This window comes from Pleurocapsa sp. CCALA 161, assembly GCF_003003995.1.
Classification (GTDB): domain Bacteria; phylum Cyanobacteriota; class Cyanobacteriia; order Cyanobacteriales; family Xenococcaceae; genus Waterburya.
Genome location: NZ_PVWF01000019.1, coordinates 1 through 12,289, shown reverse-complemented (window position 1 = coordinate 12,289; position 12,289 = coordinate 1). Strand labels below are relative to the sequence as shown.

The following is a 12,289-nucleotide window of genomic DNA, read 5'->3' as shown; positions in this document are numbered from 1 at the left end:
TATTAAATAGATGAATTTTGATTATATTTATATTAAATGATAAATTTGCCTGAATAAATATGAATAAAGCAGTAGTCTTACTTTCTGGAGGATTGGATTCCGCCACCACAGCAGCGATTGCGATCGCCCAAGGGTATCAGGTTATTGCTCTTTCTTTCCGCTATGGTCAAAGACACGCAAAGGAATTAGCAGCAGCGAAAAAAATAGCTGAAGCATTGGGAATTACAGAACACTTTATCACCGATATCGATCTATCTCAGTGGGGGGGATCTTCCTTAACAGATCAATCGATGGCAATCCCTCAAGGAGGTTTACAGCCTGATATTATTCCTTCTACCTATGTACCAGGACGCAACACGGTATTTCTCGCGATCGCTCTTTCCCTTGCCGAAGCAAAAAATGCTCAAGCGATTTATCTAGGGATTAATGCTATAGACTATTCTGGTTATCCAGATTGTCGCCCCGAATATTTGGCAGCCTATCAAAAGTTGGCTAATCTTTCCTCCAAAGCGGGAGTAGAAGGTAATGCCCCTCAATTAGTTGCTCCTTTGGTAGAAGATTCGAAGGTTGATATTGTTCGTCGCGCTTTGGAGTTAAATGTACCTATTGCCGATACTTGGTCTTGTTATCAGGGAGTCGTAAACCCCTGTGGTTTATGTGATTCTTGTCGAATACGCGATCGCGCTTTAATTGAAGCAGGAAGATCAGATCTCACCAGTGACCAGGTAAACGAGCGAAGTTTTAAGCTTTAAGCCATCATAAAAAGCTGCACACCACTCGTATCGATATTTTTCAGTAATTTAGCAATCTTCGTCCCCGATCTTGGTTCAATCCAGTCAGCAGCAATCTCCGCCAAGGGTACTAACACAAATGCTCTTTCTGTCATCCTGGGATGGGGTAGAGTTAAGTTTGGCGTGTTGAGGACTAAATCTCCATACAACAGTAAATCTAGATCTAAAGTACGGGGTTGACGATCTCCTTTACTGGTTCTGCCAAACTGAAGTTCCGTAGCTTGCAAAATAGCTAATAATTCTTCTGGAGTTTGGGCGACAGATAATAAAACACAGCCGTTGAGATAATCATCCTGGGCTTCGGCAGTACCGACAGGTTTGGTTTGATACCAGCTTGAAGTTGTCTTGAGATCAATCCCAGGAATTTGATTGAGAACATTGAGAGAACTCTCTAAGATGCTTAGAGAATCACCTTGATTACTGCCTAAAGCGATCGCGCATTCTGTCATATTATTTTATTATTTATTTTGAGGGAAGATAAACAACAGCCATGTCATCACTGCGATTACCAAGATCAATTCTTGATTCTCGGTAGAGTTGACTCAGCAATACCTCAGCCTCCTTGGCGGGAATATCCAAGATGTTAGCAGCTTGACCAACAGTGAGCATTTGCTTTTCTGTAATAATTTTAATAATTCGTCGACGGCGATGGCATTCGGCTTTTTCTCGTAGATTAATTCCCGCCACAATGGTAGGCAAACCAAACAATGCAGCACAGGTAACACCGTTGATGAGCTTAGTTTCTTTGGTTACGGTAATCAATAAAAATAACGTCCAAACTAGAGAACAAAGATGATTTCGTGGATTAAATTTATAGTGAAGCATATTAATTATTGATTACGGGCTAGTGATTACTGAGCAATATATATTTCCCCAGCTCGCATAAAGCCAATAAATTAAGTTTCACCTGGAAATGGTAAATAATCCATGATTAACGCCAGGGTGATTATTTCGCTATCGCTCATCTCAGCCTTAGCCCCTGGAGATATTGCTTTGAGAGCTTTCCCTTCTTCCTGATACCAGTCGTCTACGAGAACAAATACTGTGATAATTACACTTTCAAAGTCTATGTTATTCATGAGGAAGGATTTTTGATGATGAGCTTGGTAACTTTCATCTTCTTTCTTTTCCTCACTTTTTCCTAATTCACATTAGACGTATGAATTACGAACCAATTAACCTAGCGGATAAATTTTCTAAATTTTCTGAACACTGGTCGCCCAAAATTATTGCTCAGATGAATGAGTATCAATTTAAGCTTGTCAAATTCCAAGGAGAATTTGTCTGGCATAATCATAGCGATACGGATGAAGTTTTTATCGTGATTCATGGGGAAATGACGATTCACTTTAAAGATGGTGATGCAATCATAAAAGATGGAGAAATGTTTATCATACCGAAAGGGATGGAGCATAAAACATCTGCACAGCATGAATGCCAAGCTATGTTAGTCGAAATAGCCAAAACAATTAATACAGGCGATATAGTTGGTGAGAAAACAGCTATCGATGGAATATGGATTTGACGTTTAAATGGGCTTTGTATCTGGAACAACTGTTAGGAGCGATACATTGAGATGATCGCAGTAAGGAATTCTAGTGCAGCCTAAGCCATCGATCGCGACACCAAGCTAAAATGAAGTAGTGAAGTCGTAGCGAGGTCAAACTTATGGCACTCAGACAACCCCGATATAGCAAAGAAGAATTTGCCCAGAGGGGTGACGCTCTGTATGAGTCTGAGGTGCGATCGCAAGTCGAAGAAGGTAATCGTGGCAAGATAGTGGCGATCGATCTTGAAACTGGAGCATTTGAAGTCGATGCTAGTGAAATTGCTGCTTGCGATCGTCTTGAAGCTCGTTACCCAGACGCTCAAATTTGGATCGTTCGTATTGGTTCTCGCCATGTTCGTCGATTCTTGTGCCAATCACGCTAGCTATACTTAGGTATGAAAAGTTTGATATTTAAACTATGGATCAACGCCCAATCTATCTAGATGCTCACGCCACTACTCCCGTGGATCAACGGGTATTAGAAGCAATGCTGCCCTTCTTTACCGAGAGTTTTGGGAATCCTTCGAGCAATACTCATATTTATGGTTGGGAAGCTAGTGCTGCCGTAAAAAATGCCAGAGAAGTAATTGCCCAGATAATTAACGCTACTCCTGAAGAAATTGTTTTTACCAGTGGGGCAACGGAAGCCAATAATTTAGCGATCAAAGGAGTTGCCGAAGCTTATTTTAATCAAGGTAAACATTTGATTACCGTGGCTACCGAACATCGGGCAGTACTCGATCCCTGTGCTTATTTAGAAACGCTAGGCTTTGAGGTTACTTATCTGACTGTGCAGTCCAACGGCATTTTAGATTTGACCAAGCTAGCAGCAGCCATCCGCGAGGATACGATTTTGGTTTCTGTCATGGCAGCTAATAACGAAATAGGCGTACTGCAACCTTTAGCCGAAATAGGCAAACTTTGTCATAGTCGCGGAGTATTATTTCATACCGATGCTGCTCAAGCGATCGCCAAAATTCCTTTAGATGTAGCAGCAATGAACATTGATTTGATGTCTTTAACTGCTCACAAGATCTATGGGCCAAAAGGGATCGGCGCGTTGTATGTACGTCGTCGCGATCCCCGAGTTAAGTTAGCTTCTCAGATTCAAGGAGGCGGACAAGAAAGAGGTAGGCGATCGGGTACTCTCTATACTCCGCAGATAGTTGGCTTTGCTAAAGCTCTCGAAATTGGAGTGGAATCCATGAAAAGTGAATCAGAGCGTTTCATGCAGCTTAAACAACAACTCTGGTCGATGTTTGAACCTCTAGATGGTATTTATTTAAACGGCGATTTTACTCATAGCCTGCCAAATAATCTTAATTTGAGTGTTGAAGGGGTCAACGGTTCGGCTTTGTTACTAGCTTTACAGCCATTAGTAGCAGTCTCTTCTGGTTCGGCTTGTTCTGCTGAATCTACTGCACCTTCTCATGTTTTAACTGCTTTAGGTCGAGACGAAAAACTAGCCCATGCTTCTTTACGCTTTGGCATTGGTCGGTTTAATACCCCAGAAGAAATTACGACGGTAGGGAAAATAGCGATCGCCACAATAAAATCCTTACGTACAGTTATATGACCTATTTTTGTTTGGCTAGTAGTGACAATTATTTTTTTAAGATGCAGAATCTTATTTGAATTATAACTACATAACTTAAGATGATTCTGAGCAAAGTAACCAAGCGAAATCATGCCATATTCAAAGCTCAAGAAATTTTGAGCAATTCTGATAAATATATCATTGTTGATACCGAAACATCAGGATTAGGCGATAGCGCAGAAGTCCTAGAGATATGTGCTATGAACTTACAGGGAGAGATTGTACTTGAGTGTTTTTTTATGCCTACGGGGATGATTTTGCCTGAAACAATTTCCAAACACGGTCTTACCAAGGAGGTTTTGCAACAAAAAGGTGCAATTACTTGGGATAATAGCGCTGACAAAATAAATCAGGCTCTTGCTGGCAAAATAATGCTTGCCTACAATTCTAGCTTTGATCAAAAGATGATCATGCAAACCGCAGCTTTATATGGATACGATAGTCCTGTAAAAGAAGCATTTTGTCTCATGCGTCTTCGTCAGCAATTTACAGGTACAAAGAATACTGAAAAACTTGGTGGAGATCATACTGCTCAAGGTGATTGTCGACAAACACTTCGTATTTTGCAGGAAATAGCTAATGCTGAAATTGAAGAAGATTCTGAGATTCTTGAGATCAACAACAATGATGACTTAGTTAATATTTGTCTTGAATTAGAAGAAATATCGGCACAACGTTTAGCTCTAAGCAAAAGAGAAGACATCATTAAAACTAAATGCGGTCTTTACCTCAAAAAAATAGAGAGAAATAATATGCCCTTGAATAATGGTCAGCAAGTTGAGCGTATAGATAGTATTACTCAAGTCAAATCTAAAGTGCCATTAGAAGAACTTGCCGATGATTTCAAAACCACGAGTGTAAATCATCATGCCGTAAGAAAACTTTGGCAACAAGGGAAGTTGAATAATAGCTTATTTGATTATGTTGAAACGTGGAGTATTAAAATTAAGAAGCATTAATAATATAAAGCAAAGTAAATTAAAATTGCTTTTAACTCTAAACATTCTGTTTTAAACAACTAATGCTACCAATAAGATATAAAGAGCCACATAAAATAGTTAATCGGTCTGAATCTTGATTAGATTGAGCGATCGCCACATCCAGTGCTTGAGCAACATCCTGATGGGTTTGGCAATTGTTGAGACGAGGGCAAACTTGAATTGCCAAAGCAGCTAATTCTTCAGGATCGGCGCTGCTATGACCTGGCACGGGAACTAAATGCAGTTCATCATGGGGCTTTAACAGCGCCTCAAAAATATCTTCGTGATCTTTGGTAGATAACATCCCCATTACCCAAGTAACAGGCTGGTTGAGGGTGTCTACATACTGACGTAGGGCGATCGCTGCTGCGGGATTATGAGCGCCGTCAACTAACAAAGGATGATCATTCCAGGTTGTCCACTGCAATCTTCCTCGCCAGCGAGTTTTATTCATACCAGTTTGAATTGCTAGTTCGGGAATAAGCCATCCTTGCTGTTGCAGAGCTTTAATTGTGGCAATAGCGATCGCCGAATTACTCAACTGAAATTGACCCAACAAAGGCAGCGGATATTGCAAATCTTGATAGTTTGCCCAGGTGATTTGGTTAGCTCCCGTAATTTTTACTTCGGTAGCAGGTTCAACGGTGGTCATGGGCGCATTTAATTCTTCTGCCTTCGCCTTAAACACTTCTTTGACTGATGCTGGCAGTTGACCCACAATTACAGGGCAATTAGCTTTAATTATTCCTGCTTTCTCTTGAGCAATATCAGCTAGAGTAGGGCCTAAACGTTGCCAATGTTCTCTACTCAAGGATGTAATCACGCTCACTAAGCTACTATCCTTGACATTTGTAGCATCGAGCCTACCACCTAAGCCAACTTCAATCACCGCTAGATCGACTTGCGATCGCGCAAAATAGACCCAGGCTGCTGCGGTAATCACTTCAAATTGAGTCGGACTGGGGGTGTTCGTGGCGATCGCCGACTGTATTTCCTGTAAGATTTCTACCAAAGCATTATTGGCAATATCCTGTTCGTTGATCTGGATACGTTCTGTCCAATCGACCAAATGTGGGGAAGTATAGCGCCCGACTCGATAACCTGCTTCGGTCAAGATCGAAGAGAGGTAAGCACAGACAGAACCTTTCCCGTTAGTACCTGTCACATGAATAATCGGTACTTGATGATGAGGATTACCTAAGTCTGCTAGCAGTTTTTTAATTCGCTCTAAACCTAGGTGAACGCCGAAACGTTGAAAAGGATCTAGAAGAGTGCTAATCCTATTTTCCTGAACTACCATCTCCACAACTCCGCCGAAATATCGCCACTCAGACAATCATAATCTATGGCATGGTCGGAGTCTTTAATTTTTTTAAGAATTATTAATCGACTCGGAATCAAGTAAATAATGTAATGTCATATTCAGGTCAAGAAACTAGATAAGATAGATAACAAAGTTGCAGTTGAAGATAATAATTCCTCATATTAAGACAAAGCGCTGATTTATGGCACAGATAGAAACTAGAACCGAACCCATGATTCTCAACATGGGACCTCATCATCCTTCAATGCATGGCGTTTTGCGCCTCATTGTTACCCTTGATGGGGAAGATGTCATCGATTGTGAGCCCGTAATCGGTTATCTTCATCGAGGGATGGAGAAAATCGCCGAAAGTCGTACTAGCGTCATGTATGTTCCCTATGTAAGTCGTTGGGACTATGCAGCAGGAATGTTTAATGAAGCCATTACGGTTAATGCTCCCGAAAAGCTGGCAGGTATTGAAGTACCTAAACGCGCTCAATATATCCGAGTCATCATGCTGGAGTTGAACCGCATTGCCAACCATTTATTGTGGCTTGGTCCATTTATGGCGGATGTGGGCGCACAAACTCCCTTTTTCTACATTTTCCGCGAACGAGAGTTAATTTACGATCTTTGGGAAGCAGCCACAGGACAACGATTAATTAACAATAACTATTTTCGTATTGGTGGCGTATCCGTCGATTTACCCTATGGCTGGATTGATAAGTGCACAGATTTTTGTGATTATTTCGACCCAAAAGTTGATGAATATGAAAAATTGATCACCAATAACCCAATTTTCCGTCGGCGAGTGGAAGGAGTCGGCACAATTTCTCGCGCTCAGGCAATCAACTGGGGCTTGTCAGGGCCAATGCTACGGGCATCGGGAGTCAAATGGGATTTACGCAAGGTAGACCACTACGAATGTTATGACGATTTTGATTGGGATGTCCAGTGGGAGACTGCGGGAGATTGTTTTGCTCGTTACTTAGTACGGGTGCGCGAAATGCGCGAAGCAATCAAAATTATTCGTCAGGCATTAAAAGGTATTCCTGGTGGCCCTTATGAAAACCTGGAAGCACAAAGAATGGCAGAAGGACGTAAATCAAAGTGGAATGACTTTGAATATCAGTATATTGCCAAAAAAGTTGCCCCCACCTTCAAAATGCCCGCAGGAGAACACTATGTTCGATTGGAAAGTGGTAAAGGTGAATTAGGTATCTTTATCGTCGGTAACGATAATGTCTTTCCCTGGCGTTGGAAAATTCGCGCCCCTGACTTTAACAATCTTCAGATTTTACCTGAACTACTAAAGGGCGTTAAGTTGGCAGATATAATGCCCATTCTCGGCAGTGTAGACATCATTATGGGATCAGTAGATCGCTAGAATAATATAATTCAAGCTACATTTAACTAAAGGTGGGATTTACCCACCTTTTTTATTAAATTAACGTCAAGGGTTTACTCAAGGCGATCGCCTGACATTTTCAGTATTCCTTAATTCTTGAGTATGCTTTTGCTCTGCCTATTTGCACAAAAAACCTTAATGCTGCTATACTAACCAAGTGTCTAAACAGCATATTTGGGCGATTAGCTCAGCGGTAGAGCGCCTGCCTTACAAGCAGGACGTCACTGGTTCAAATCCAGTATCGCCCATTTCGCTTCCGCTCAATCCTTGACTGGTTTTCACGGTGACGTCCTGCTTGTAAGGCATGGCGCTTTACTCAAAACTTACTCAAAAGTAACTATAGCGATCGTCAAGAGATAAGTAAACGGGGTACATATATACCCCAATTTATTAAACGCTTAAATAGCTATGCACTAATAGAGGTCATAAAAAATCATGACCTCTATCCTCAGCCTGCCTTAAATTAAATTGAGCTGTAGCTGTCTAGCAGCCCTGACCTGAGAGGAGCTACCCCAAGTATTCAAAAAAGCGCTCATTATACTACTATCTTCCAGATCTGTCAAATGGACTAACCAACCCGTTTACAGGGCGGAAAAGCCTATTTGAAACTCTTCTTAAGCGTTGTTTGCTTGAGGTTTGATGACAATTAGATATCACTCCTAGGAGAGGATAAGCCCCCGCCTCATCTAAGAGGGGGATATCTAGTTAGAGCGAGTTAAGCTTTTTGCTAGTCTTATTAGAGGCATCTTTGAGAAGTGTTAAATAACTTATTTAACACTTCCTAGATATGCTTCTTCTTTCTTCTTCTGCCTACTCGAATAATTGACCTTTCACTGGTAGCATGAATACTCATGCTACTAAGCACCTTTAAGAAGTGTTTTAGCTGTTCGTCTGTCATAGCCAAACGAGAACGCACATGATAGCGATCTTTGATGTAAACGATACATCTCTCCTTTGACCAACCTAAACGGGCTACCTGGTCATCTATAGCATGGATAAGGTTGTAAAAAGCCGTAGTGTCTTTAGGTATCATCAACTTCCTCCTCTGGTAGACCATCTCCAACCTTCGTCCAGAGATCGATTAGCCGATAACCCTCCTTAGTCAAAGGAGGAAGCTTATTTTTGCTCATTAAAACTTTTAGAAAGCTTGCTCTTAAGACTGCTGAGGACACAACAGTAGCAGGTACATTGCGCAAGAATTTATGCTCTGGCTTTAGCTCTTTTATATCTGAGGGGAAGGATAGTAATACATCTTCAGAGTGTCCCAAGTCACGTATTAAAAAGCTAATCATTTCTAGCTCTTCCTCTTGTGTTAATCTCATTTTCTTATCCTTTCCTCCATTTGCCCTCATTAAAACGCCAGCCCAAGTCATACATCAAATCTCTAACGATCGTCCCTTTGGGGGCTTCGTAAAGCCAGCCCATCTCCACCCAAGCTTTAACCTGTTGACGGATTGAACAAGAATAAACCTCTGGTGTCCTACCTGAAACTTGACAGCTTTTAATCTCGCTAACTAAAAAGCTCTTCAACAACTGTCCCAACCCAGCGCCTTGCTCTGTCTCAGACTTGAACCAGTCCCAGTAGGTTTTAAGTCTAGTAACAGCGTGGTGTCTATCCTCCCAGATACCCGCAACGATACCAGTAGTAAGCAGGTCAACACTGATCGCTAGTTGCTGAGAGGTTAAGCCTACCTTTGACTTAGTAAGCTCCCGCCTAGTCTCAATAAAGGCTTGAGCCTTATCCAAGTCCCAGTAAGCTTGGAACTCCTTACTAAAACCAGACCAGTCGTAAGCATCGATGTTTAGTAGCTTCTGTTGCCAGTTATCTACAGTAATCCCCATCTCGCTTAAACGAGCCTCTGGTATCTCCTCTACTCGTTTACAGGGGATAACAATCAATCTTCGTTTTAGCTCCCTAAAACGGTCATCTAGATGCAGTGGGGAGATGGTTGAGAATACCTTGGGACAAAAGCATCTAAATTCTAAGTTTTGACCAACTTCTTTGGATGATAGAGTAATTTTGTCGGTGCTACGGTCGTAGCCAAACTTGAAGAGGCGGTACAAGTCAGGGGAATTAATAAATACAGAAGCGTCTACATCATCCCAGACCATACAAGTATTTTTCTCTACCTGCTTACTGTAGGTACGCCTTGAATCTTCTGGTAAGGGCATTTCTACCCAAGTAGTCCGTCGTTGGTCTAAGCTGTTCCTTATCCCTGCAAAAGTATCACTAGAAGAGTTAAAAGCAACCCCGTGCAGATGTTTAGCAACCTTAGCAAGTGTAGACTTCCCACTCCCCGACTGTCCGTGAAGAAATAGGTAAGGAACAACGTTACACAAAGCAGAAGGGAGGAGAAAGTAAGCAGCAATAAGATCGTAAAAATCATGAGGCAAAAAGACGGAACTTTGTAGGATGCAAAGTAAGTTCTCTGGAAGAGAGGAATTCTCATCGTATACCTCCCTCCAGGTGTTACTTATACCATCCTCAGATTTATATAAAACTGAGTAGTCGAAAGACATAATTATCTAGCGCAAGCGGTTATTGTATCGAAGTAAATCGTAAGTAAGTCATTATCCATTGGATGCTCATTAATCATCTGCTGGATTAACAGGGGCAAGCTGTTTTCAGTGGTGAAACCTGACGAGGCTAAGTCATTACAAAGCTGCTTCTTAATGAAGATGATTCGCTCGTCTGGGGATAAGCCGTAAGATTTGCCAGAGCTTTTCCGTTGAGCGTTGCCACTAGGAGGAGTGAAAGCAGGAAGTTTACCAGTGAGAGGAACGGGATTAGTTTGACTGTTAGCTGCCACCAGACCATCTAAGGTGGGGGCATCCATATTGGCACACATCCCATCAGGCATAAAGGTAATCTCTCCTTTGATGCCTTGTCCTTCGGGTATCCAAAGCGACTCATGGGTTTGGATATTCTCATAGAGAGCCTTTTCAAACTTAGAAGGCTGATACTTAACCCCCGTCCAGTTGCCATCCTTATCCTTCTGTCTAATCTCATATTCTTGACCGTAAATAGGTACGGCACATAAACCAGGTGTTAGCGGATTTTCTGGTTTAAAGTTTCTAACCACACCCTGATAGGCTGTAACAAAAGCAGCAAGTATATAAGCATCATCAGTCTTATGTACCTGAGCTTCATCAAAAGTGATTTTAAGATACGCATCTGTTTTGTCTCCTCTAAGCTTGCCGTAAAGGTCGTCTTTCCACGGGTCTAAATATTTGACTACCATATTATTCTTGATTGCATATATGCAAGTGAAATGAGCTAGTTGATCGCTTCTTTAAGTAATGAGTAATGAGAAATTAGCTTTTCTAAATAGCAATCTGTACCCATTTCATGTATGTGTTTAGTGATCGTGTAAAGACTGCTTGCTAGAATGTAATCAGGATCATCACCTATCTCAATTGCACAGCTCTCAATTGCGTTAATCGCTACGCCTATCAGGGTGACTAGACGTACATCTTCAAGGGAAGTTATAGGTGTGAAATTTCGTGTGTCGATTGTTCTAACTCCTTAAGGGTATAAAATTGGGGGGCGTAAGTCTTATTCAGCAGAGATTTGATTACTTTGTTATCAGTAGGTATTGAGCGACTAAAGACAACAACAAGGTCTTCAAAAGCATCAGGCTCATTTACTTCCAAATGAGCAAGAGTGCTAATGAATTCAGGCATCAGCGCGCCTTTAGCTTCTACCAGAGTAGTTAAGGCTTCTCTCTTGTCAGCATCTTTGATAGCAAAATCTACTTTCCAGGTTTTCCCCTTTGGGTAACATTGTCCAGGAGGGATAAGCTCGATTGGATACTGCCTGACTATTCTGTCTGCCCCATAGATTCTACATAGCTCCAGGTAAACCTTGAACTCATGCTGAGAGTCAAACCTAGTAATGTTCTCAGGTAGCCTTAAGCGTGCTTTGTTACGATATCTTTCAACCTCAGAACTATCAATAACTATTTGCTTGTCAGTGTCAAAAAAGACAACTTTAGATTTATATTTTGGCGTAGTTCTCATCAACTACCCTCCTGGCTTGTAGATGATTCTCGCTTGAATTGGGATAGCAAGTATCCCAAGCTTCACTGACAAGTTCTAAGGTCTTTTCTTTGCCAATAATAAACATATGCTTACAGACAGTTTTGCCAATTGCCTTAATTAAATACTCGCGATCGTAAACCACATCAAACATAGTTTTGTCCCTGTCTCCAATGCGTCTGAGAGCAGACCTTTTGACGTACCCTTTTTCGGTTAGCATTGCAGGGTCAATAGTACGCAAGAATTTATTTCCTGTAAGCTCACGCCAGGAGATAGTTTCTATTTCATCCATCATTACTCTTGAGTCTTATTAACTTAATTAGGCTCTTTCTTACCGTCTCCTAGAGCCTTGATTCAAGGGTAGCAAGAACTGATATTTAAGAACTTATTCTGAATAAGTTCTTAAATAGTATTTTGTAACCGTAAAAACACCGAATTTTAGCGGTTTAATTACTATTTTATTTCTGCTAGCTAAATTTATTAAGTAATTGTAAATAAAATATTAAGTTTACTTGACATCGCTTAAATTCGATGATTACATATAAATACCCCATTCCGCTTACGCTCCAGAGGAATATACTAGGGGTGGGTAGGGCTTCGCGAGGGGAATAAATAGAAGTAAG

General features: G+C 41.2%; 16 protein-coding genes and 1 tRNA gene. 7 read left to right on the top strand and 10 right to left on the bottom strand.

What is annotated here, in order from left to right; genetic code table 11:
* Positions 1 to 59 precede the first annotated feature (59 nt).
* Positions 60 to 752, top strand: coding sequence for a 7-cyano-7-deazaguanine synthase QueC (gene queC, locus C7B62_RS06715; protein WP_106233874.1), 693 nt, complete (start codon positions 60 to 62; stop codon positions 750 to 752).
* Here queC and folK read toward each other — a convergent pair.
* The 3 genes from folK to C7B62_RS06700 all read right to left on the bottom strand — a co-directional run bounded on the left by folK (position 749) and on the right by C7B62_RS06700 (position 1,870).
* The gene (gene folK, locus C7B62_RS06710; RefSeq protein ID WP_106233872.1) at positions 749 to 1,240 is read right to left on the bottom strand and encodes a 2-amino-4-hydroxy-6-hydroxymethyldihydropteridine diphosphokinase; all 492 of its coding nucleotides are present in this window, start codon (positions 1,238 to 1,240) and stop codon (positions 749 to 751) included. The genes queC and folK overlap by 4 nt on opposite strands.
* A gap of 13 nt (positions 1,241 to 1,253) precedes the next feature.
* Positions 1,254 to 1,616: a hypothetical protein gene (locus C7B62_RS06705; RefSeq protein ID WP_106233869.1), complete on the bottom strand. Its 363-nt coding sequence runs from the start codon at positions 1,614 to 1,616 to the stop codon at positions 1,254 to 1,256.
* 71 nt (positions 1,617 to 1,687) lie between these two features.
* Positions 1,688 to 1,870, bottom strand: a complete 183-nt coding sequence (locus C7B62_RS06700) for a hypothetical protein (protein ID WP_106233867.1) — start codon at positions 1,868 to 1,870, stop codon at positions 1,688 to 1,690.
* Positions 1,871 to 1,950: 80 nt separating this feature from the next.
* On the opposite strand from C7B62_RS06700, the gene C7B62_RS06695 reads away from it, so the two are divergent.
* The 4 genes from C7B62_RS06695 (at position 1,951) to C7B62_RS06680 (ending at position 4,896) form a co-directional block, all read left to right on the top strand.
* Entirely contained in the window at positions 1,951 to 2,316 is a 366-nt protein-coding gene (locus C7B62_RS06695) for a cupin domain-containing protein (RefSeq protein WP_106233864.1), read from the top strand.
* A gap of 143 nt (positions 2,317 to 2,459) precedes the next feature.
* The gene (locus C7B62_RS06690; RefSeq protein ID WP_106233861.1) at positions 2,460 to 2,723 is read left to right on the top strand and encodes a hypothetical protein; all 264 of its coding nucleotides are present in this window, start codon (positions 2,460 to 2,462) and stop codon (positions 2,721 to 2,723) included.
* Between the two features lie 35 nt (positions 2,724 to 2,758).
* Complete coding sequence (locus C7B62_RS06685; protein ID WP_106233859.1) at positions 2,759 to 3,916, top strand: cysteine desulfurase family protein; 1,158 nt, start codon at positions 2,759 to 2,761, stop codon at positions 3,914 to 3,916.
* Positions 3,917 to 3,996: 80 nt separating this feature from the next.
* The gene (locus tag C7B62_RS06680; RefSeq protein ID WP_106233857.1) at positions 3,997 to 4,896 is read left to right on the top strand and encodes a 3'-5' exonuclease; all 900 of its coding nucleotides are present in this window, start codon (positions 3,997 to 3,999) and stop codon (positions 4,894 to 4,896) included.
* 37 nt (positions 4,897 to 4,933) lie between these two features.
* On the opposite strand, the gene C7B62_RS06675 is transcribed toward C7B62_RS06680, so the two are convergent.
* A complete protein-coding gene (locus C7B62_RS06675; protein ID WP_106233854.1) occupies positions 4,934 to 6,217 on the bottom strand; it encodes a folylpolyglutamate synthase/dihydrofolate synthase family protein in 1,284 nt (427 codons plus the stop codon).
* Positions 6,218 to 6,422: 205 nt separating this feature from the next.
* On the opposite strand from C7B62_RS06675, the gene C7B62_RS06670 reads away from it, so the two are divergent.
* Together C7B62_RS06670 and C7B62_RS06665 are read left to right on the top strand one after the other, a co-directional pair.
* Entirely contained in the window at positions 6,423 to 7,607 is a 1,185-nt protein-coding gene (locus C7B62_RS06670; RefSeq protein ID WP_106233851.1) for an NAD(P)H-quinone oxidoreductase subunit H, read from the top strand.
* Between the two features lie 197 nt (positions 7,608 to 7,804).
* Positions 7,805 to 7,876 (top strand) — tRNA-Val (locus C7B62_RS06665).
* Between the two features lie 533 nt (positions 7,877 to 8,409).
* On the opposite strand, the gene C7B62_RS06660 is transcribed toward C7B62_RS06665, so the two are convergent.
* The 6 genes from C7B62_RS06660 to C7B62_RS06635 all read right to left on the bottom strand — a co-directional run bounded on the left by C7B62_RS06660 (position 8,410) and on the right by C7B62_RS06635 (position 11,961).
* Entirely contained in the window at positions 8,410 to 8,661 is a 252-nt protein-coding gene (locus C7B62_RS06660; RefSeq protein WP_106233849.1) for a hypothetical protein, read from the bottom strand.
* Positions 8,651 to 8,950: a hypothetical protein gene (locus C7B62_RS06655; protein ID WP_146132060.1), complete on the bottom strand. Its 300-nt coding sequence runs from the start codon at positions 8,948 to 8,950 to the stop codon at positions 8,651 to 8,653. Before C7B62_RS06655 ends, C7B62_RS06660 begins: the two co-directional genes overlap by 11 nt.
* 4 nt (positions 8,951 to 8,954) lie before the next feature.
* Positions 8,955 to 10,148 carry a hypothetical protein gene (locus C7B62_RS06650; RefSeq protein ID WP_106233844.1) on the bottom strand — a complete coding sequence of 398 codons (1,194 nt, stop codon included), beginning with the start codon at positions 10,146 to 10,148 and terminating at the stop codon, positions 8,955 to 8,957.
* A 2-nt stretch (positions 10,149 to 10,150) separates the two neighbouring features.
* Positions 10,151 to 10,870 (bottom strand): hypothetical protein, encoded by a 720-nt coding sequence (locus tag C7B62_RS06645; RefSeq protein WP_106233842.1) that lies wholly within the window; start codon positions 10,868 to 10,870, stop codon positions 10,151 to 10,153.
* Positions 10,871 to 11,114: 244 nt separating this feature from the next.
* Positions 11,115 to 11,648, bottom strand: coding sequence for a hypothetical protein (locus C7B62_RS06640; RefSeq protein ID WP_106233840.1), 534 nt, complete (start codon positions 11,646 to 11,648; stop codon positions 11,115 to 11,117).
* Positions 11,626 to 11,961: a hypothetical protein gene (locus C7B62_RS06635; protein ID WP_146132059.1), complete on the bottom strand. Its 336-nt coding sequence runs from the start codon at positions 11,959 to 11,961 to the stop codon at positions 11,626 to 11,628. The genes C7B62_RS06640 and C7B62_RS06635 overlap by 23 nt, the downstream gene beginning before the upstream one ends.
* Between the last annotated feature and the right edge of the window lie 328 nt (positions 11,962 to 12,289).

What these genes read in the sequence shown, in the direction of transcription:
- queC (WP_106233874.1), top strand. Translation starts at nt 60, where the DNA reads ATGAATAAAGCAGTAGTCTTACTTTCTGGAGGATTGGATTCCGCCACC.
- folK (WP_106233872.1), bottom strand. Translation starts at nt 1,240, where the DNA reads ATGACAGAATGCGCGATCGCTTTAGGCAGTAATCAAGGTGATTCTCTA.
- C7B62_RS06705 (WP_106233869.1), bottom strand. Translation starts at nt 1,616, where the DNA reads ATGCTTCACTATAAATTTAATCCACGAAATCATCTTTGTTCTCTAGTT.
- C7B62_RS06700 (WP_106233867.1), bottom strand. Translation starts at nt 1,870, where the DNA reads ATGAATAACATAGACTTTGAAAGTGTAATTATCACAGTATTTGTTCTC.
- C7B62_RS06695 (WP_106233864.1), top strand. Translation starts at nt 1,951, where the DNA reads ATGAATTACGAACCAATTAACCTAGCGGATAAATTTTCTAAATTTTCT.
- C7B62_RS06690 (WP_106233861.1), top strand. Translation starts at nt 2,460, where the DNA reads ATGGCACTCAGACAACCCCGATATAGCAAAGAAGAATTTGCCCAGAGG.
- C7B62_RS06685 (WP_106233859.1), top strand. Translation starts at nt 2,759, where the DNA reads ATGGATCAACGCCCAATCTATCTAGATGCTCACGCCACTACTCCCGTG.
- C7B62_RS06680 (WP_106233857.1), top strand. Translation starts at nt 3,997, where the DNA reads ATGATTCTGAGCAAAGTAACCAAGCGAAATCATGCCATATTCAAAGCT.
- C7B62_RS06675 (WP_106233854.1), bottom strand. Translation starts at nt 6,217, where the DNA reads ATGGTAGTTCAGGAAAATAGGATTAGCACTCTTCTAGATCCTTTTCAA.
- C7B62_RS06670 (WP_106233851.1), top strand. Translation starts at nt 6,423, where the DNA reads ATGGCACAGATAGAAACTAGAACCGAACCCATGATTCTCAACATGGGA.
- C7B62_RS06660 (WP_106233849.1), bottom strand. Translation starts at nt 8,661, where the DNA reads ATGATACCTAAAGACACTACGGCTTTTTACAACCTTATCCATGCTATA.
- C7B62_RS06655 (WP_146132060.1), bottom strand. Translation starts at nt 8,950, where the DNA reads ATGAGATTAACACAAGAGGAAGAGCTAGAAATGATTAGCTTTTTAATA.
- C7B62_RS06650 (WP_106233844.1), bottom strand. Translation starts at nt 10,148, where the DNA reads ATGTCTTTCGACTACTCAGTTTTATATAAATCTGAGGATGGTATAAGT.
- C7B62_RS06645 (WP_106233842.1), bottom strand. Translation starts at nt 10,870, where the DNA reads ATGGTAGTCAAATATTTAGACCCGTGGAAAGACGACCTTTACGGCAAG.
- C7B62_RS06640 (WP_106233840.1), bottom strand. Translation starts at nt 11,648, where the DNA reads ATGAGAACTACGCCAAAATATAAATCTAAAGTTGTCTTTTTTGACACT.
- C7B62_RS06635 (WP_146132059.1), bottom strand. Translation starts at nt 11,961, where the DNA reads ATGATGGATGAAATAGAAACTATCTCCTGGCGTGAGCTTACAGGAAAT.